16 protein-coding genes are annotated in these 19,216 nt (G+C 35.5%); 14 read left to right on the top strand and 2 right to left on the bottom strand.

The window, feature by feature from the left end; translation table 11 throughout:
* The first annotated feature begins 77 nt into the window (after positions 1–77).
* From J3D55_RS14920 to J3D55_RS22565, 9 genes are all read left to right on the top strand, one after another.
* Positions 78–2,903, top strand: coding sequence for a TonB-dependent receptor (locus J3D55_RS14920; protein WP_259132292.1), 2,826 nt, complete (start codon positions 78–80; stop codon positions 2,901–2,903).
* A gap of 10 nt (positions 2,904–2,913) precedes the next feature.
* Entirely contained in the window at positions 2,914–3,936 is a 1,023-nt protein-coding gene (locus tag J3D55_RS14915; RefSeq protein ID WP_310467086.1) for a DUF5690 family protein, read from the top strand.
* A 4-nt stretch (positions 3,937–3,940) separates the two neighbouring features.
* Entirely contained in the window at positions 3,941–4,216 is a 276-nt protein-coding gene (locus J3D55_RS22355) for a DUF5690 family protein (protein WP_374759500.1), read from the top strand.
* 12 nt (positions 4,217–4,228) lie between these two features.
* Entirely contained in the window at positions 4,229–5,383 is a 1,155-nt protein-coding gene (locus tag J3D55_RS14910) for a TIGR03364 family FAD-dependent oxidoreductase (protein ID WP_259132291.1), read from the top strand.
* A gap of 7 nt (positions 5,384–5,390) precedes the next feature.
* On the top strand, positions 5,391–6,062 hold the full coding sequence (locus tag J3D55_RS14905; RefSeq protein WP_259132290.1) for an HAD-IA family hydrolase: 672 nt from the start codon (positions 5,391–5,393) through the stop codon (positions 6,060–6,062).
* A gap of 181 nt (positions 6,063–6,243) precedes the next feature.
* Positions 6,244–8,097 carry a LamG-like jellyroll fold domain-containing protein gene (locus tag J3D55_RS14900; RefSeq protein WP_259132289.1) on the top strand — a complete coding sequence of 618 codons (1,854 nt, stop codon included), beginning with the start codon at positions 6,244–6,246 and terminating at the stop codon, positions 8,095–8,097.
* A gap of 213 nt (positions 8,098–8,310) precedes the next feature.
* Positions 8,311–8,862, top strand: a complete 552-nt coding sequence (locus J3D55_RS14895) for a ferritin (RefSeq protein ID WP_259132288.1) — start codon at positions 8,311–8,313, stop codon at positions 8,860–8,862.
* A 181-nt stretch (positions 8,863–9,043) separates the two neighbouring features.
* A complete protein-coding gene (gene ychF, locus J3D55_RS14890) occupies positions 9,044–10,042 on the top strand; it encodes a redox-regulated ATPase YchF (protein WP_374759499.1) in 999 nt (332 codons plus the stop codon).
* Positions 10,032–10,136 (top strand): DUF933 domain-containing protein, encoded by a 105-nt coding sequence (locus tag J3D55_RS22565; protein WP_374759498.1) that lies wholly within the window; start codon positions 10,032–10,034, stop codon positions 10,134–10,136. The genes ychF and J3D55_RS22565 overlap by 11 nt, the downstream gene beginning before the upstream one ends.
* An 83-nt stretch (positions 10,137–10,219) precedes the next feature.
* On the opposite strand, the gene J3D55_RS14885 is transcribed toward J3D55_RS22565, so the two are convergent.
* The gene (locus J3D55_RS14885) at positions 10,220–10,381 is read right to left on the bottom strand and encodes a hypothetical protein (RefSeq protein ID WP_259132287.1); all 162 of its coding nucleotides are present in this window, start codon (positions 10,379–10,381) and stop codon (positions 10,220–10,222) included.
* 158 nt (positions 10,382–10,539) lie between these two features.
* On the opposite strand from J3D55_RS14885, the gene J3D55_RS14880 reads away from it, so the two are divergent.
* Positions 10,540–11,478 carry a helix-turn-helix domain-containing protein gene (locus J3D55_RS14880; RefSeq protein WP_259132286.1) on the top strand — a complete coding sequence of 313 codons (939 nt, stop codon included), beginning with the start codon at positions 10,540–10,542 and terminating at the stop codon, positions 11,476–11,478.
* A gap of 99 nt (positions 11,479–11,577) precedes the next feature.
* Positions 11,578–12,342, top strand: a complete 765-nt coding sequence (locus tag J3D55_RS14875; protein WP_259132285.1) for an SDR family NAD(P)-dependent oxidoreductase — start codon at positions 11,578–11,580, stop codon at positions 12,340–12,342.
* A gap of 111 nt (positions 12,343–12,453) precedes the next feature.
* Here the strand turns inward: J3D55_RS14875 and J3D55_RS14870 are convergent, their stop codons facing one another.
* The gene (locus J3D55_RS14870) at positions 12,454–13,602 is read right to left on the bottom strand and encodes a methionine aminotransferase (RefSeq protein WP_259132284.1); all 1,149 of its coding nucleotides are present in this window, start codon (positions 13,600–13,602) and stop codon (positions 12,454–12,456) included.
* A gap of 580 nt (positions 13,603–14,182) precedes the next feature.
* Between J3D55_RS14870 and J3D55_RS14865 the strand changes: the two genes are divergently transcribed.
* The 3 genes from J3D55_RS14865 to J3D55_RS14855 all read left to right on the top strand — a co-directional run bounded on the left by J3D55_RS14865 (position 14,183) and on the right by J3D55_RS14855 (position 19,210).
* Positions 14,183–16,072, top strand: coding sequence for a DNA topoisomerase IV subunit B (locus J3D55_RS14865; protein ID WP_259132283.1), 1,890 nt, complete (start codon positions 14,183–14,185; stop codon positions 16,070–16,072).
* Between the two features lie 62 nt (positions 16,073–16,134).
* Positions 16,135–16,611, top strand: a complete 477-nt coding sequence (locus J3D55_RS14860; RefSeq protein WP_259132282.1) for a hypothetical protein — start codon at positions 16,135–16,137, stop codon at positions 16,609–16,611.
* A 7-nt stretch (positions 16,612–16,618) separates the two neighbouring features.
* The gene (locus tag J3D55_RS14855; protein WP_374759497.1) at positions 16,619–19,210 is read left to right on the top strand and encodes a DNA gyrase/topoisomerase IV subunit A; all 2,592 of its coding nucleotides are present in this window, start codon (positions 16,619–16,621) and stop codon (positions 19,208–19,210) included.
* The last annotated feature ends 6 nt before the right edge of the window (positions 19,211–19,216 follow it).

Raw genomic sequence — 19,216 nt, 5'->3', positions numbered from 1 at the left:
TATTAATTAACATTAAAAATTTACATATATTAAAATTATTGAGTTGTTTTGCAGTAGAAATTTAATATATGTAAACAATGGAATCAGTAATAAAAAAATCTCTATTCCCTCTTTTTGCCTGTTGTACTATTTTTATCTCTGCTCAAAAGCAGGTAGTCACAGGAATTGTTTCAGACAATAATCAGCCACTTCCGGGAGCCACCGTGAAAATCACCGGAAGTTCTAAAATAATAATCACCGATATCGAAGGGAAATTTTCGGTAAATGATCTGAAACCCGGTCATTATGATGTGCAGATATCTTATATAGGCTACGAAAATAAAGGTCTTACTATAGATTTGCAGTCAGAGCAGGCAATGGATTTGGGAGTGATCTCAATGTTCCAGAAACAAAAAAATATCGATGAAGTAATTGTTACGGGATCTCTTAAAAACAGTGAAGCGAGAGCATTAAACCTTCAAAAAAATGCCATTAATATTTCCAATGTCATTGCTTCAGATGCAATTGGGAAATTACCGGACAGAAACGCTGCAGAAACGGTTCAGCGTGTACAAGGTGTTTCAATTGAAAGAGATCAGGGAGAAGGAAGATTCGTTTCTCTCAGAGGATTGCCGCCGTTTTGGGCATCAACAACGATCAACGGAAACAGACTTCCGACCGCAGAAGAAGAAACAACTTCCAGAGCAACAGCATTCGACTTTTTCCCGACAGAATTAATTTCCTACGTTCACGTGAATAAATCTTTCACACCCGACATGGAATCCGACGGAATCGGAGGTGGCGTGAATTTTATCACCAAAACTCCACCCATGAAAACCGAGTTTAAGGCAACACTGGGAAGCGGATATAATGCTAAATCGGATAAAGGAGTTTACAACATCGGATTACTTTACGGAGGAAGAACGAAAGATAAAAAATTCGGGTATCTATTCAATTTTGCACATTTCATCAGAAACTGGTCGACAGATAATTTTGAAGCGAGAAGAAGTGGTGATGAAGGGGTTTTCAGATTAGAACTTCGTGATTATAATGGAGTTAGAAAAACTACCGGAATCAATACCGCTTTTGAATATGTCTTGTCTCCGAAAACGACATTTTATCTAAAAGGAATGTACGGAACATTGTCTGATGACGAAACGCATTACAAGCACAGAATCAGATTTGATAAATTCAGTTCGACAAATAATACGGCAAGAGTAGAATTGCAAAATATTCATAACCTGTTGATTACAGAATTAACTTCAATTTCTTTAGGAGCAGTTCATAATTTAAATAAAAGCAAAATCGACTGGGATTTATCTTATTATGACAACAGATTTAAATATGGAAATATTCCTGACAAGCAAAATAATTCCTATTACGTTATAAAATATACCCAATCCGGAGTTGGGATTGATCCAAGCTACATTGCAGATCACGGAAATGGTCCGAGAGCTTACTGGAAAGCGGATGGCGGGAAATTAGATTACAAAGATCCGGATGCATTATTTGGTTTTTACAGTGATCCGAATTTCAAGATGGATGCTTCTCAAATGAAATTCACAGACCTTGAATTTTACAAAGTTTTTGTTGAGGAAAAAGATAAAATTGTAGCAGCTTTTAACCATGAGATCAATGCTTCTGACAAATTAACCTTAAAATATGGTTTCAAATACAGAGACAAGGAGCGTAATGCAAAATTCTCTGATATTTTCTACAATTGGAGCAACGGAACAGCGCCACTTTTATCAGATTTTGGTCAATATATTACCACTCAAGCGAACGGTCCAAAATATTTAAGTGAAATGAATACCCATATCGGAAACACTTTCGGACCAGTTTTATCGACTTCGGGAATGGATCAGTTCTGGTTTCAGAATCAGGGAAATTTAAAGATAAATCCTGCCGATTCCGAATCTCTTGAATACAATAAAGCATTAGGAAGAAACTTCGATGTTTTCGAAAAACATGCCGATGCATACGGAATGGGAACATATAAAGTGAATGATCAGATCACGATTTTAGGAGGAATCAGATTGTCGAATACGGATACAAAAGTGAAGGGATACAATGTGATCGACAATACGTTAGTTCCTGTTGAAAACACGAAAAAATACCTTGCCGTTTTGCCGATGTTGCACATTAAATATGCCTTAAACGACAAAACAAATCTACGTTTTGCAGCAACGAGAACGTTCTCAAGACCGAATTTTGGAGACTTAACTCCGGGTGGAACGTACAGTGAAGCGGATAACGAATTTAAAGGTGGAAATCCGAATTTGAATCCGACTTATTCTTTGAATTTCGATTTAATGGGTGAATATTATTTCTCAAACGTTGGGATTTTGAGTGGTGGAGTTTTCTATAAATCAATCACCGATCCTATTTTCCAAGACTCATTTATCGGAAATTATAATGGAAATAACGGAGTACAATTCACTGCGCCAAATAACGGAAAAAAAGCTTCGTTAAGCGGAATTGAATTAGGAATGAACAGAAGATTCGATTTCTTACCCGGTTTCCTGCAATATTTCGGAACACAGTTGAACGCCACTTTCATGGATTCTAAAATGGAAAAACCAAGCGGAAGAGAGGTGAAACTTCCTTATCAGGCGAAAGAATTGTACAACATTCAGTTGTTCTTCGAGAAAAAAGGATTCAACGCAAGACTGGCTTACAACTACAAAGGAAAGTATGCGGTAGAATATGCAGAAGATGATCTAAATGATTCATATTACGGGAAATACAGCAGCTTAGACTTCGGAGGTTCTTATCAATTTACCAAACATTTGATGTTATATGTTGATGTAAACAACATTCTGAACAAACCTTTGATCTATCATTTCGGAAAAGATGAAACGCGTCCCGAACAGGTTGAATATTATGGAGTAAGATCCAATTTAGGTGTAAAACTTAATTTCTAACCACATCAAAATGGCAGAAACGATCAATAAAAAAACAGTAGTAACACTGAGAGCGGCTTTCGCTGCTTTCGGGGTCTACTTTTGCATGTATGGTTTTCGGAAACCCTTTACAGTCGCGTCTTTCGAAGGTCTTGCTTATTTCGGAGTAGATTATAAAGTCTTGATTATCATTACTCAGGTGATGGGATATTTTATCTCAAAATTTATCGGAATTAAATTTATTTCAGAATTAAAACCGGAAAAAAGAATCTTTTATTTATTCACATTCATCGCGGTTGCAGAGCTTGCTTTGCTCGGTTTTGCAGTCGTTCCTGCTCCTTACAACATTATTTTTATGTTCATTAACGGGATTCCGTTGGGAATGATTTGGGGAATTGTTTTCTCCTACATTGAAGGACGAAAAACCACGGAAATTATCGGATTATTTTTGTGTTCAAGTTTTGTCGTTTCTTCAGGATTTACAAAATCTGTAGGGAAATTTTTAATGGATACTTTTAATATTTCAGAATTCTGGATGCCTTTTTCGGCAGGATTAATTTTCATTATCCCATTATTAATTTTTGGTTTCATGTTGGAGAAACTTCCAAAACCGACCGAAGAAGATATTGCATTAAAAAACAAAAGACAGCCACTTAATAAAATCGAAAGAAAAAAAATCATTCAGCAGTTTTTTGTTCCGATCATCTGCATTACATTTTTATATGTGAGTTTAACGATTTTAAGGGATTTCAGAGATAATTTCAACCGCGAAATCTGGGATAATTTACACATCAAATTCGATAGTTCGATCTTTACATTAACGGAAATTCCGATTGCGATCATGGTGCTTTTAATTTTAAGTTTCATGGTAAAAGTGAAGAATAACAAAAAGGCTTTTGCCTATTATCATTACATTCTTTTTGGCGGAATTTTAACGGTCGGTTTTTCAACTTATTTATTTGAAACCAGCGCTATGTCGCCTTTTGTCTGGATGGTTTCTCTCGGGTTTTGGCATGTATTTGTGCTACATCCCGTTCAACGGAATTTATTTTGACAGGATGATCGCCGCTTTTGACATCAAAGGAAATGTAGGATTTCTAATTTATTTGGTAGATTCTTTCGGTTATTTGGGGAGCGTTTTAATTTTACTTTACAAAAACTTCGGTTCACCGCAGACTTCCTGGCTGAATTTTTATATAAAATTAAACTACATCATCGTAGTCGTCACGTTAATTTCTTCTCTCATCGCTTTTATTATGTTCAGAAGAAAATCAAAAAAAAGTAAAGTCAATAACAAACCATACATCAATTTCGATCCGTCGGAAAGTATATAAATTATAGTAAAAATGACAACAAAATTCGATTTAATCGTTGTAGGAGGCGGAATTTTAGGAACTTTTCATGCGTATCATGCGCTGAAAAAAGGTCTTAAAGTGGCTTTAGTTGAGAAAAGCTCTGTTCCTCAAGGGGCAACGGTAAGAAATTTCGGGCAGGTCGTTCCTTCCGGGATGGATCTCAAATGGCAGAACTTCGGAAGAGAAAGTCTGGCGATTTATAACGAACTTCAGGCTCAAACCAATTTAACAATAAGAAAAAACGGCTCGGTTTACATTGCTTCAAATGATGAAGAATTGCAGTTAGTCAACGAGTTACACGAGATTAATAAGAACAATGATTATGAATCTGTTCTTTTATCAAAAGGCGAATGTATCAATAGATTTGACGGTCTTCGTTCAGATTATTGCAAAGGCGGACTATTTTTCCCACAGGAATTATCGGTGGATTCTGCTGAAATGATCGTAAAACTTCATGCACTTATACAGGAAAAACTAGACTTAAAAATTTTCTACAATACAACCGTTGTTGAAACCAACGAAAATGACGGAAAATGTGTTGCGATTACTGCAGACGGAACAGAATTGAATGCTTCAAAAATCATTATCTGCGGCGGACACGAGTTTAAAACATTGTATCCAAAAGTGTTTAACGAAAGCGATCTTGAAGTAAGTAAATTACAGATGCTTCAGACAAAACCACAAGGGATTTATTCGTTGCAGGGAAATATTTTGACGGGACTTTCCATCAGAAGATACGAGTCTTTTGAAGAATGTCCTTCTTTTGAAAAGATAAAATCGTTGGAAGATTCAAACTCTTTTGAGAAGAAATTTGGAGTTCATATTTTATTCAAACAAGCTCTCGACGGCTCGATTATTTTAGGAGATTCCCATGAATATGCAGATGCGAAAAATGCTGATGACTTGGGGTTTGATTTAAATATGGAAATCGATGAATTCATGATTAATGAAGCCAAGAAAATTATAGATCTTCCGACGTACGAGATCCAGAGAAGATGGTTTGGAGTGTATTCTCAATGCAAAACGAAAGATATTTTCGAACACAATCCATCGCCAAATATTCATATTATCACAGGAATCGGAGGAAAAGGAATGACGGGAAGCGGTGGATTTTCAAAATTTAATATAGATAAAATTTATTCATAAAAAACTAATGAAGAACATAGAATTATTGGTTCTGGATATGGCCGGAACTACGATCAATGAAGACAATGTAGTATATAAAACGCTAACAAACGCAGTCAATGATTACGGATATGAAGTCACGTTAGAAAAAGTCTTGTCAAGCTGTGCCGGAATGGAAAAACTGGAAGCGATTACAAGTTTATTAAAGGAAATCGGAGGAAACGAAGAAGATGCACCCGCTATTTTTGAAAACTTTTCGGATAAATTAAAGGAAGCCTATCAAAATTTAGACGTAAAACCTATTAATGGCGTTGAAAATTTCTTGCTAAAAATGAGGTCTCAAGACAAAAAAATTGTTTTAAATACAGGATATACTTCCGAAATCGCCCAACAGCTTTTAGATAAATTAGGCTGGAAAGAAAACACCCATTACGATGCTTTAATTACAGCAGATGATGTTTCAGAAAGCCGTCCAAGCCCTGAAATGATACTTTTAGCAATGAAGAAATTCAATATTAACCAACCTGAAAAAGTCTTAAAAGCAGGTGATTCCGTCATCGATATTGAAGAAGGGAAAAATGCGCACTGTGGTTTGACAATTGCCGTTCTTTCCGGAGCTCAAAGCAAATCCGAACTGGAAAAATCTAATCCCGATTATATTTTCAATACAATCTCTGAGGCTGAAGCAATTCTTTACTAATCCTTTCAAATTCAGCTACCCAATTCAGCCTCAATTTTTTGATTTTAAACATTAATGACACGAATATTTTCACAAATACCAAAAATAAACTGGTGAAAGTGTGGTGATCAACCTTGTCAAAGTTTAAAACTTTGACAAGGTTCTAAACTTACAAATACTTATTCAAAAACTACTTATTATTATGAAAGCAAAACTATTTTCAATGGCAGTCATTATGAGCTGTTTTCTTGGAGCTCAGACGAAAAAAGTTCTTTTTATCGGGATCGACGGTTGTCGTGCTGATGTAATGATGTCTTCCAATACACCAAACATTCACACGTTGGCAAATCAGTCTATTTATTCTTTGGACGGGCTTTGCGCGGCAACAACTTGGAGCGGAAACGGATGGAGTACAATGTTGACGGGAGTTTGGCATACAAAACACAATGTTCAGGACAATAATTTTACGAATCCTAATTACGTTAATTATCCTGATTTCATGACAAGAGCAGAAACTTATAATCCTAATCTAAGAACGATCTCTTTAGTAAATTGGGCTCCGATTAATGATCAGATTGTTCAGAATGCGGATGTTCAGACGAATTTAGGATCAGATTTAGCGGTGAAAAATGCGGCTGTCACAGCTTTACAAAGCGATAATCCGGATATTTTATTTGTTGATTTTGACGATGTAGATCACGCAGGACATTCTTACGGATTTTCTTCGAGCGTGCCGCAATATGTGGCTTCAATGCAGACAACAGACGCTTATATTGGCGAAATTGTAGCGGCGATGAAAAACAGAGCAACATATAATAATGAAGACTGGTTGGTGGTTTTAACGACGGATCACGGTGCTGTAGATAACGGTCACGGTGGTGGAAATCTTTCAGAAAGGAATATTTTCACGATTTATTCTAACCCGACTTTTACTCCTCAACAGATCAGTAAGACAACTTTACAATCCAATAAAACTTTTAATGAGTTAAATTTTCCGGCAGGAACTTACGCAAAACCGGCAAATCAAACGCCTTTTAATTTTGGTGCAAATCAGGATTTTACGATTGAGTTTTGGGTAAAACCAAATGCAGCTTACACGAGCGATCCTGTAATGATAAGTAATAAAAACTGGGCAAGCGGAAAAAATAAAGGTTTTGTAATTTCAGGATATTCTGGGCAGACTTTTAGAATGAATATTGGTGACGGAACCAACAGAATAGATCTTACAGGTGGAAAAGTAGAGACCAATGTTTGGAAACATATCGCAGCAACCTTCGACAGAGACGGACTTGTAACGTTATACGAAGATGGTGTTCCTGTGACTTTTGCCAAGATGAATACGATCGGAAATATCGATTCTGGACTTCCGTTCACGATCAATCAGGATGGTACAAACGTTTATAATCTTAATCTTGCAGCTTCTTACAAAGACATCAGAGTCTGGAAATCGGCACTTCCGAATGAGGTGATTGTGAACTGGGCAAATCAGGATATTACGCCTTCACATCCTTATTATTCTCAATTATTAGCCAATTGGAAATGTGATGAAACGACAGGAAATACATTAAACGACTCAAGTCCGAATGTCAATAATGTTGCCATTACAGGAACTCCCGCAAGAAATCTGAATACGGTTACTAATTTTAAAATTTATAATTATTTAACGACAACCAGAGAAACAGATCATTTGCCGACAGTTTTGAATTGGTTGTGCATTCCGGTTCAGCCAACTTGGGGAATTGATGGAGTAAACAGAATTCCGTTGTGCTCAAGCGGAAGTTTATCTGCAAAAGATGAGGAAATCTCAACTAATGATTTTGTGATTTATCCAAATCCTGCCAATCAGGAAGTTAACGTAAAATTCAAATCAAAGGAAAAGGAAATGAAAGTGGAGATTATGGATGCAAAAGGATCTTTGGTTTTATCAAAAAAAATAAATTCTTCAAACGAAAATTATAATGAAAAACTGAATATCAGTCACTTTTCAAGCGGTATTTATTTCATAAAAATATCAGGAAAAGGAAAATCATTGAATAAAACATTTATAAAACAATAGGAGACAGGTAATTGTTCCTTACAGAAAGCTTTCGATTTTAATATCGGAGGCTTTTTTAGTTTGATACTTATTTTAGAATAACTATAAATTATTAACTTAAAATAAAGTAATTCAATATATTATAAACTGCATGTAATGTATATGGTTGAATAAAATAACTTCTCGGAATCATTTTTGCATCATAGATTTCATAATCACTAAAAATATTTTATTATGAATACCAATAGACTTTCCTCGACGATAGAAAAAGCATTGAGCGATCAAATGAACAAAGAAATTCACGCATCACACGTTTTTTTATCTTACGGAATTTGGGCAGATGATAAAGGATATCAGGGAATTGCCAATTTTCTTTACAGACATGCTCAGGAAGAGAGAAATCATTCGATCAAATTCATGGAATATGTGCTGAACAGAGGGGGAAAACCAAAGGTTGAGTCGATTCCTGCACCACCCGCAGATCCTGAATCTTTAACGGATTGTTTTGAAGGAGTTTTCAAGCATGAAGTGGATAATACAACGGCTATTTACAAAATCGTAGACATGGCTTTGGAAGAAAAAGACTGGGCAACATGGAATTTTATGCAGTGGTTTGTTCAGGAACAGATTGAAGAAGAAACATTGGCTTCCAGCCTGATCGACAAACTGAAAATTGCCGGCGGAGACAGAGCTACAGACGAATCTCTGTTTACTTTAGACAAAACATTACAAAATGCACCGAATGGCGTTCCTTTGGCTCAGGAAGCTACAGGAGATAATCCATAAAAATGCAATCATAAATTTAAATTATTGAAAATCTGTCAAATATTTGGCAGATTTTTTATTATGAAACTCTCCTTAAAATCACTATCTTTGCACGCTTAAAGTTCAAGGTTCTGAGTTCAAAATTTAAAACAGAATTTGTCTAAACCTTGAATACTAAACCTTAAACTTAGAATTTTACAATATGAAATGTGGAATCGTAGGCTTACCGAATGTAGGTAAATCAACTCTTTTTAACTGTCTGAGCAACGCAAAAGCTCAATCGGCAAACTATCCTTTCTGTACAATCGAACCAAATTTGGGAACAGTTTCTGTACCGGATCAAAGATTGTTCGAATTGGAAAAAATAGTAAAACCGGAGAGAGTTTTACCGGCTGTTGTGGAGATCGTAGATATCGCAGGTCTTGTAAAAGGCGCAAGTAAAGGAGAAGGTTTAGGAAATCAGTTCTTGGCAAATATCCGCGAGTGTGAAGCTATTATTCATGTTTTGAGATGTTTTGATAATGGAAATATCATTCACGTTGAAGGGTCGGTAGATCCGATGAGAGATAAAGAAATTATCGATATCGAACTTCAGTTGAAAGACCTTGAAACCGTTGGAAAAGCTGTTGAAAAAGCTAAAAAATTCATCAAATCTGGAAAGAAAGACGATATTCAGACGTACGAAACACTTAAAAATCTTGAGATATTTATCGAAGACGGTAAAAATGCAAGAGAGTTTCCTATGGATGATTTTGCAAAATCTATCATCGATGATGTTCAGCTTTTGACGAACAAGCCGGTTCTTTACGTTTGTAATGTTGATGAAAATTCAATTAAAAACGGAAACGACTGGATTGCGAAAATCGAAGAAATGGCTAAAAATGAAAATGCTGAAGTCGTAGTTTTGGCAGCTCAGATTGAAGCAGATATCAACGAATTGGAAACTTTCGAAGAAAGAGAGATTTTCCTTGACGAGCTAGGTCTTACAGAACCTGGAGTTAACCGTTTGATCAGAAAAGCATACGATCTATTGAAGCTTCAGACGTATTTCACGGCAGGAGTAAAAGAAGTAAGAGCTTGGACGATCGGACAGGGGTGGACTGCTCCTCAAGCTGCAGGGGTAATTCATACAGATTTTGAAAAAGGATTCATCCGTGCTGAAGTGATTAAGTATGACGATTACATGACGTATGGTTTCTGAAGTAAAAATAAAAGAGGCCGGAAAACTTTCTGTAGAAGGTAAGGAATATATCGTTCAGGATGGTGACATCATGCACTTTAGATTCAACGTATAAGAAAATATTAAAGTTAGTTATAGAAAAACGCTTCCAATGTATTTTGGGAGCGTTTTTTGCGTAAAATTTGTTTGTTTTAACGGCTAATCTATCGGAAGAAGTTGGCATTGTTTCTCTGCACAGCCAATTCCAAATTTTCTGCATTGCCCTGTTGTTGGCTCAACACATTGTTCTTTTCCTCCGACAATGGAACGCAATTGCTTTTTGTTTAATTTTTTTCCGTTGTTTAAGTTTTTATTTTTCATGATAATTGATTTTTAGTGAGTTAGTGAAAACTAAGTTAAGAAAAATTAATATAAATAAATCACTTTTAATGGAAAAATTTATTTAATTACATAATTCATTTATCTGTTAAGACCCAAATCAATTATTTCGTACATTTGATTTTCGCAAACAATACATCATGGAAAAAATCGTTCGTACTTCACTCGAAGATTTCTATCAGGAAATGAGCGAAAAGCTCGGAACAGACCTTGAAAGCATCTTTCCAAAGGGTCTTCATAAAGATATTGGTCATTTTAATGTTTTTGATATTGCCCAAACTATTGAGAGGGCAAGAGCCACTGCCGAAATGCCTTATAACAGGAGGAAATATTACAAAATAAGTTTGATAAGAGGAAAGAACAGGGCAGAATATGCAGATAAGATTATTCAGATAAAACAAAATGCTTTGCTGTTTGCGACACCCAAAGTTCCGTATCATTGGATTCCGGAAGATCAGGATCAGTCGGGGAGTTTCTGTGTTTTCACCGAAGATTTTTTTATTAAAGATAAATCTCACAGCACACTTGAAGATTTACCGATTTTCCAGCCGGGAAATATTCCTTTATTTGAGATTGATGATGAATTGGCGAACGAAATAGAACAGTTGTTTAGCAAGATAAAAAAGGAAATTAGTTCTGATTATATTTTTAAATATGATCTGATCAGAAATTATGTGCTGGAACTGATTCATTACGGACAAAAGCTGCAGCCGGCTTCAAAATTATCTACTTCCAATGATGCTTCTTTACGGGTGGTTTCACTGTTTATTGAGTTGTTGGAGAGACAGTTTCCTATTGAATCTTCGGATCAGAGATTACAGCTGAAGACAGCAAAAGATTATGCAGACAGATTGGCGGTTCATGTGAATTATTTAAATAAAAAATTGAAAGACAGCACAGGAAAAACCACGACCGAAATCATTGCAGAAAGAGTGATTCAGGAAGCCAAAATATTATTAAAGCAAACAAAATGGAATGTCTCGGAAATCGCTTATGCTTTAGGATTTGAAGAAATTGCTCATTTCTCCAACTTCTTTAAAAAGAAAACTTCATTGGCACCTTTAGAATTTCGTTCGTGATTTGAATTTTGCAAATTTCAGTTTGATTGAAGCAAACACATCAACCTGAAATTGTCTGAACTTTGTCCCATCAAAAAGAATCAAAAAAGAATTAAAAAAATGGAAACAAGAACAAAAATCGCATTAGTAACTGGCGGAAGTCGTGGATTAGGAAGAAATTCTGCTATTAAAATCGCTCAAAAAGGTCTTGATGTTATCATCACGTACAGAAGTAATAAGGAAGAAGCTGAAAAAGTAATTGAAGAAATCCAGGCTTTGGGAAGAAAAGCGATTGCTTATCAATTAGACACGAAAGATCTTAAAAGTTTTGATGCTTTTGTAAAGCAAGTTGGAGATCATTTGGAAGAAAATACAGGAAGCCGAAATATCGATTATTTAATCAACAACGCCGGAACATCTTTACATTCATCGATTACAGAAGTAACGGAAGAGCAGTTGGATGATGTTGTGGATATACATTTTAAAGGAGTATTTTTCTTAACTCAGAAATTTTTACCGTTCATTAATGAAGATGGAGGAATTGTAAATATTTCTTCAGGATTGGCAAGATTTGCGACTCCGGGATATGCCATTTATGGTTCTATCAAAGCAGGAATTGAAATGTTGACGAAATATATGGCAAAAGAATTGGGTTCAAGAAAAATCAAAGTTAATGTAGTTGCTCCGGGTGCGATTGAAACGGATTTTGGCGGAGGAGTTGTAAGAGATACAAAGGCAGTAAATGATATGATTGCGGGTGCTACAGCTTTGGGAAGAGTAGGAGTTCCGGACGATATTGGTGGAGTTGTCGCGTTTTTATGTACCGAAGATGCAAGATGGATCAACGGACAGAGAATAGAAGTTTCGGGCGGAATGTTTTTATAGATCCTGATAAATTAAGATAGTTTCATTGAAGCTATCTTTTTTCTCATAAATTGAGCAGATAATTAAAGAAAAATCTGCGTTATCTGCTCAATCTGCGAGAAAATTTAAATATTAAAGTTTCGACAAATTCTCAAGCGCCCTTTCCAACGTTTCCTGTTTTTTTGCAAAACACAAACGGATGACATTTTCATTCAGTTTATTTTTATAAAAAGAAGAAAACGGAACGCTTGCCACTTTGTGAGTAATAGTCAGTTCACTGGCAAAATCAAAATCGCTTTTATCGGAAATTTTATTATATTTCAAAGCCTGAAAATAAGTTCCTTCACAATCCAGCAATTCAAAAGGAGTATTGGCTAAACCTTGTCTTAAAAAATCTCTTTTTTCCTGAAAAAACTGGTTTAAATAGTTATAATGATCCGGATTTTTCATGTATTCTGCCAAAGCAAGCTGAATCGGCGTGTTTACGGAGAAAACGTTGAACTGATGTATTTTTCTGAATTCGTCCGTCAGAATTTTTGGCGCGGCACAATATCCTATTTTCCAGCCTGTAACATGGAAAAGCTTTCCGAAAGAGGCAACCAATAAACTTCTTTCCTTTAATTCAGGATATTTACAGATGCTTAAGTGCTGTTTTCCATCAAAAACAATATTTTCATAGACTTCATCACTTAAAATAAGAATGGAAGTTCCTTCTACAATTTTAATCAATTCCTGAATATCATTTTCCTTTAAAATCTTTCCTGAAGGATTGTTCGGATTGTTGAGGATGATCATTTTAGTTTTCTCGCTTACTAGATTTTTCACGACATTCCAGTCAATTTCATAGTTTGGAGCTTTCATTTCAAAACGCTTTACAATTCCTCCGAAAAGTTCTATCGTCGGTTCATAGCAATCGTATGCAGGTTCAAAAATAATGACTTCATCGTCTTTTTTTACAAAAGTGGCAATCGTTGTAAAAATAGCCTGAGTTCCTCCCGCAGTAACCGTAATTTCAGAATCGGGATGATAAATCGCCTGATGAGAATTTTCAATTTTTTTAGCAATTTCTTCCTTTAAACCAATCATTCCTCCCATCGGAGCATATTGATTAAAGCCTTTTTTGATGAAATTGTCAACCAGATCCAACAGTTCAGAATCCGGCATAAAATCGGGAAACCCCTGTGAAAGATTAATGGCTTCATTTTCATTGGCAAGCTGCGTCATCTGACTGAAAATAGTAGTTCCCACATTGGAAAGTTTTGATAAAGGAAGTTGTATCATTAAAGCGAATTTTTTACTTACACCGAATTTAATTTATTTTTTCAAGTTAAAGGCTAAAAAATATGAGATTAAGGCGATAAATTTTAATTATTTAAACTGATTTTTGATAAAATTTTCACCGCCGTTTCATCCACCAGTTGAATATCGACAAATAAAAGATCCGGAGAATGTTGACTGAGATAATCGGAAGCGTACGGAATGCCGTAGGTTTAAAAATCGATTTCAAACTCAGGGAATTTATTTCTCAGGAGTAGGGAGATAGATTCTTCGTCATCCTGGTCATCAATGATGCAGGCATGTAATTTATTTTTCATGGTCTTAGTTTGGTTTTATCGAGAGTTGGTTTTAATCTTATCGAATCCTTTTTTTGGTATTAAAGGTTAAATATCAAGTGAATTTTTATCTAATTAATAAGGAAAAATACAACAATTTTGTTTTTCACTTACGATTGAATAATGTAAATACAGAATTTCGTTGAGAACTATCCAAAAAATATAGATAAATATCGATAAAAAATGAATTAAAAAATTCGGATAATTTTTTCCAAATTCGTACTTTTGTACGTTTGCTGAAATTACGTATGTCACAAGAAATAAACCCAATCTATTCCGAAGATAATATCAGAACCCTCGATTGGCAGGAACACATCCGTTTGCGCCCCGGAATGTATATCGGGAAGCTCGGAGACGGTTCGTCTGCTGATGATGGTATTTATATTTTGCTTAAAGAGATTCTAGACAACTCCATCGATGAGTTCAGAATGAAATCGGGCAAAAGAATTGAAATAAAAGTCGACGACGGTAAAGTTACTATTCGTGACTTTGGTCGTGGAATTCCGCTTGGAAAAGTGGTGGATGCCGTTTCCAAAATGAACACCGGAGGTAAGTACGACAGTAAAGCCTTCAAAAAATCAGTCGGTCTGAATGGGGTCGGTACAAAAGCCGTAAACGCGCTTTCGGAGTATTTCCGGGTACGATCTTTCCGTGAAGGAAGAATGAAGATTGCTGAGTTTTCCCGTGGATTGATCACTGAAGATCATGAAGAAAAGGATACTTCAGACAGAAACGGAACCGAAATTTCTTTTATTCCGGATGGTGATATTTTCCTTCACTTTAAATACAGAAAAGAATACATCGAAAGAATGCTTCGTAACTATTCTTACCTGAATCCGGGGTTGAAAATCTTTTTTAACGGTGAAACTTTCTTTTCTGAAAACGGTCTTAAAGATTTGTTGGATGAAGAGCTGGAAAATGAAACATTATATCCTATCATTCACCTGAGAGATAATGATATAGAAGTTGCGATTACGCATACCGATAAATCTCAGACAGAAACCTATTTTTCATTCGTAAACGGACAAAATACAACGCAGGGAGGAACGCATCTGAATGCTTTCCGTGAAGCGTATGTAAAAACGATTCGAGAGTTTTTTAATAAAACTTTTGATGCTTCAGATGTAAGAAAATCTATTGTTGCTGCGATTTCCATTAATGTTGAAGAACCTGTTTTTGAGTCTCAGACAAAGACTAAATTAGGTTCAAACGATATGGGACCAAACGGACCGACGGTAAGAACTTTTATTATCGACTGTTTAAAAAGTAAATTAGATAATTTCTTACATCAAAATCCGGAAATTGCAGAAGCGATTCAAAGAAAAATATTAATTTCTGAAAGAGAAAGAAAAGAACTTTCCGGAATCCAGAAACTGGCAAGAGAAAGAGCAAAAAAAGTGTCTCTTCACAACAAAAAACTTCGCGACTGCAGACAGCATTACAACGATCAGAAAAACGAAAGAAAAGGGGAAACCCAGATCTTCATCACTGAGGGAGATTCTGCATCCGGATCGATCACAAAATCCAGAGATGTTGAAACGCAAGCTGTATTTTCGCTAAAAGGTAAGCCGTTGAACTGTTACGGATTAACGAAAAAAGTAGTGTACGAAAATGAAGAATTTAATCTTCTTCAGGCTGCATTAAATATTGAAGAAAGTTTAGAAGATCTTAGATACAATCAGGTAATTATCGCAACCGATGCCGATGTCGACGGGATGCACATTCGTCTGTTGATGATCACGTTCTTTTTGCAGTTTTTCCCGGATTTAATTAAGAATAATCACCTTTATATTCTTCAGACACCATTATTTAGGGTTAGAAATAAAAAGGAAACAAGATATTGTTATTCGGAAGCAGAAAGAGTAAAAGCATTGAATGAATTAGGGAAAAATCCTGAGATCACCCGATTTAAAGGATTAGGTGAAATTTCTCCTGATGAATTTAAACATTTTATCGGAAAAGATATTCGTCTGGAGCCTGTAGTGATAGGCAAAGATCAGACAATTGAGCAGTTATTGGAGTTTTATATGGGGAAAAACACTCCGGACAGACAGGTTTTTATCCTTGAAAATCTTGTCGTAGAAGATCCAGACATTAATAAAAAAGAAATATTGAGTGAAATTATAGATGAAAATTAATTAAAATTATAGATAAAAAAACGCATACAAGCCACGCACAACCATAAAAAACTAATATAGTTATGAGACTTAGTAACCGTAATAAGACCTCGGTTTACAGCTTCGTAAATACACTGCTGATCATGTTTTTGATAGGCGGAGTGGGAGCTTATCTGTTGGAAGAATACAGATTTGATATTTTAGGAAAGGAAAGTTTACTATTAATTGCGATTCCAATTATTTTAATAGTGCTTTTTTACCTGACTGGAAGACAGATTTTTGAATACGATAGCGACGGAGAAGCGCTTCATTTCAGAAATAGGGATATCATTCCTTTTTTGCATAAGGCATTAAGTGATGAATTTCCAAAGTACAAACTATTAAAATTTGAGATCATTGATATTTTCTTTATAAAAAGACTCTATGTGACGATCTCAAGCAAAAATGGTGGTTCAACAATGTTGAAATATGAAGTTTCATATTTGACAAGAAAAGAAATTAATGATTTAAAATTCTCCTTAAATAAAGTAGTTAAAGCTAATAACGAGAAAAAGAGTTAATATATAAATGATGACAGAAGAACACTCGCATAATGATGGTGAGAGCTTAAAAAAAGTTTCCGGACTGTACAAAGACTGGTTTCTGGATTATGCTTCTTATGTAATTTTAGACAGGGCGATTCCCTCGGTTTTTGATGGTTTTAAACCTGTTCAAAGAAGAATTATGCATTCCATGCGAGAGCTGGAAGACGGACGTTATAATAAAGTTGCCAATATCGTAGGAAATACCATGAAATATCACCCTCACGGTGATGCTTCCATAACGGATGCAATGGTAGGAATCGGGCAGAGAGAGCTGTTGATTGATACTCAGGGAAACTGGGGAAATATCTACACAGGAGATTCTGCGGCGGCGGCGAGATATATTGAAGCAAGATTGACACCTTTTGCGCTGGAAGTGGTTTTCAACCCGAAAACTACCGATTGGGCAAAATCTTATGACGGCAGAAATAACGAACCTATTGATTTACCCGTAAAATTTCCGTTGCTTTTGGCTCAGGGAGTTGAAGGAATCGGGGTTGGTCTTTCCACAAAAATTCTTCCTCATAACTTTAATGAATTAATTAATGCTTCTGTCGCTCACCTTAAAGGTAAAAGATTTGAGCTTTTCCCGGATTTTTTAACGGCAGGATTTTTAGATGTTTCAGAATATAACGACGGTCACCGAGGTGGAAAAGTAAGAGCCAGAGCAAGAATAGTTCAGGTCGACAAGCATACTTTGATGATCACGGAGTTACCTTTTTCCAAAAATACAGGAGATTTGATTGATTCTGTGTTGAAAGCCAATGAAAAAGGGAAGATTAAGATCAAAAAAATTGAAGATAATACATCAGATAAAGTAGAAATTCTGATTCATCTTCCTAATGATTCTTCGCCTGATAAAACGATCGATGCACTGTATGCTTTCACCGATTGTCAGGTTACGATTTCTCCGAATGCCTGTGTAATTGTTGGTGATAAACCAATGTTCCTGAATGTTTCTGAAATTTTAAGAAGAAATACAGAACATACGGTTTCTTTGCTTAAAAAAGAACTTGAAATAGAACTTCATGAGTTACAGGAAAGCTGGCATTTTTCTTCATTGGAAAGGATTTTTATTGAAAACAGAATCTACCACGATATTGAAGAAGTGGAAACCTGGGAAGATGTTATAAAAACAATCGATGAAGGGTTAAAACCTCATACGAAACATCTTTTAAGAGCGGTAACCGAAGAAGATATTTTAAAATTAACAGAAATCAGAATCAAGAGAATTTCAAGGTTCGATTTAGATAAATTTAAAGAAAATATTGCCGCGCTGGAAGGTAAAATAGAGCTGGTAAAACATCATTTGGCGAATCTTATTCAGTATGCGATTGATTATTATTTAAATATTCAGAAAAAATACGGAAAAGACAGACAGAGAAAGACTGAACTTAGAATTTTTGATACGATCGATGCTACAAAAGTGGCGGTTGCGAATGAGAAATTCTATGCCAATTTTGAAGAAGGTTTCATAGGAACTTCCCTGAAAAAAGATCAGTATTTATTCGATTGTTCAGACATCGACGACATCATTACTTTCAGGAAAGACGGAAGCATGAAAGTGGTGAAAGTAGAAGCCAAAACCTTTATCGGAAAAGATATTTTGCACGTTGCCATTTTCAAGAAAAACGATAAGAGAACGGTTTACAACATGATCTATCGTGAAGGTCGCGACGGACCTTATTATATGAAACGTTTTTCTGTAACAGGAGTCACAAGAAATACAGATTATCCTTTGGCTTCAGATAAAAAAGGTTCGGAAACGCTTTATTTTTCGGCAAATCCAAATGGTGAAGCGGAAACAGTAAGTGTTCTTTTAAAACCGAATCCAAGAATCAGAAAAAATAAAATGGATATCGATTTCTCAGAATTAGCGATAAAAGGTCGTGATTCTAAGGGAAATTTGGTCACAAAATATTCGATTAAAAAAGTAGACCTTAAAGAAGAAGGAGTTTCTACTTTGGCACCGAGAAAAATCTGGTTTGATGATACGGTAAGAAGATTAAATGCAGATGCAAGAGGAACTTTGCTGGGAAGTTTCAAAGGTGATGATAAAATACTGACAATCAATACCAACGGAGAAGCAAAACTGGTGTCTTTTGATCTTGGAAACCGTTTTGATGATGAATATTTGGTGCTTGAAAAATGGCGACCGAATCAGCCTGTAACCTGTATTTATTTTGATGGCGAAAAAGATATCTACTTCATTAAGAGGTTCTTATTCGAAAATAACACGAATATACAGACTTTCATGCCATCTGAACATTCAAAATCATTTATTGAAAATATACTTGTTTCAAATGGTGCAACTGCCGAAATTATTTTTGCTAAAGACAAAGGTAAAGACCGCGATCCTGAAACCATAAATATTGATGAATTCATCATGGTAAAAGGGATCAAAGCTATTGGGAATCAGTTCACTAAATTCAAAGTAAAATCAATTAATATCACCATTCCTGAGCCGGAAGAAGAAGAGCCTGAAGTGTATGAAGAACAGGAACGTATTGAAGGCGATGATGATGGCGGAACGATAGGAGATTTGTTTCAAAGTGATGATGAGAATAATGAAGCATAATTAAAA

The organism is Chryseobacterium ginsenosidimutans (genome assembly GCF_024807225.1).
Lineage (GTDB): Bacteria > Bacteroidota > Bacteroidia > Flavobacteriales > Weeksellaceae > Chryseobacterium > Chryseobacterium ginsenosidimutans.
Note: the sequence above shows the minus strand (reverse complement) of the source record. Positions and strands in the feature narration are given on the sequence as shown.

Excerpts from the sequence above, each read along its gene's own strand:
- J3D55_RS14920 (WP_259132292.1), top strand. The coding sequence starts at position 78 with ATGGAATCAGTAATAAAAAAATCTCTATTCCCTCTTTTTGCCTGTTGT.
- J3D55_RS14915 (WP_310467086.1), top strand. The coding sequence starts at position 2,914 with ATGGCAGAAACGATCAATAAAAAAACAGTAGTAACACTGAGAGCGGCT.
- J3D55_RS22355 (WP_374759500.1), top strand. The coding sequence starts at position 3,941 with ATGATCGCCGCTTTTGACATCAAAGGAAATGTAGGATTTCTAATTTAT.
- J3D55_RS14910 (WP_259132291.1), top strand. The coding sequence starts at position 4,229 with ATGACAACAAAATTCGATTTAATCGTTGTAGGAGGCGGAATTTTAGGA.
- J3D55_RS14905 (WP_259132290.1), top strand. The coding sequence starts at position 5,391 with ATGAAGAACATAGAATTATTGGTTCTGGATATGGCCGGAACTACGATC.
- J3D55_RS14900 (WP_259132289.1), top strand. The coding sequence starts at position 6,244 with ATGAAAGCAAAACTATTTTCAATGGCAGTCATTATGAGCTGTTTTCTT.
- J3D55_RS14895 (WP_259132288.1), top strand. The coding sequence starts at position 8,311 with ATGAATACCAATAGACTTTCCTCGACGATAGAAAAAGCATTGAGCGAT.
- ychF (WP_374759499.1), top strand. The coding sequence starts at position 9,044 with ATGAAATGTGGAATCGTAGGCTTACCGAATGTAGGTAAATCAACTCTT.
- J3D55_RS22565 (WP_374759498.1), top strand. The coding sequence starts at position 10,032 with ATGGTTTCTGAAGTAAAAATAAAAGAGGCCGGAAAACTTTCTGTAGAA.
- J3D55_RS14885 (WP_259132287.1), bottom strand. The coding sequence starts at position 10,381 with ATGAAAAATAAAAACTTAAACAACGGAAAAAAATTAAACAAAAAGCAA.
- J3D55_RS14880 (WP_259132286.1), top strand. The coding sequence starts at position 10,540 with ATGGAAAAAATCGTTCGTACTTCACTCGAAGATTTCTATCAGGAAATG.
- J3D55_RS14875 (WP_259132285.1), top strand. The coding sequence starts at position 11,578 with ATGGAAACAAGAACAAAAATCGCATTAGTAACTGGCGGAAGTCGTGGA.
- J3D55_RS14870 (WP_259132284.1), bottom strand. The coding sequence starts at position 13,602 with ATGATACAACTTCCTTTATCAAAACTTTCCAATGTGGGAACTACTATT.
- J3D55_RS14865 (WP_259132283.1), top strand. The coding sequence starts at position 14,183 with ATGTCACAAGAAATAAACCCAATCTATTCCGAAGATAATATCAGAACC.
- J3D55_RS14860 (WP_259132282.1), top strand. The coding sequence starts at position 16,135 with ATGAGACTTAGTAACCGTAATAAGACCTCGGTTTACAGCTTCGTAAAT.
- J3D55_RS14855 (WP_374759497.1), top strand. The coding sequence starts at position 16,619 with ATGATGACAGAAGAACACTCGCATAATGATGGTGAGAGCTTAAAAAAA.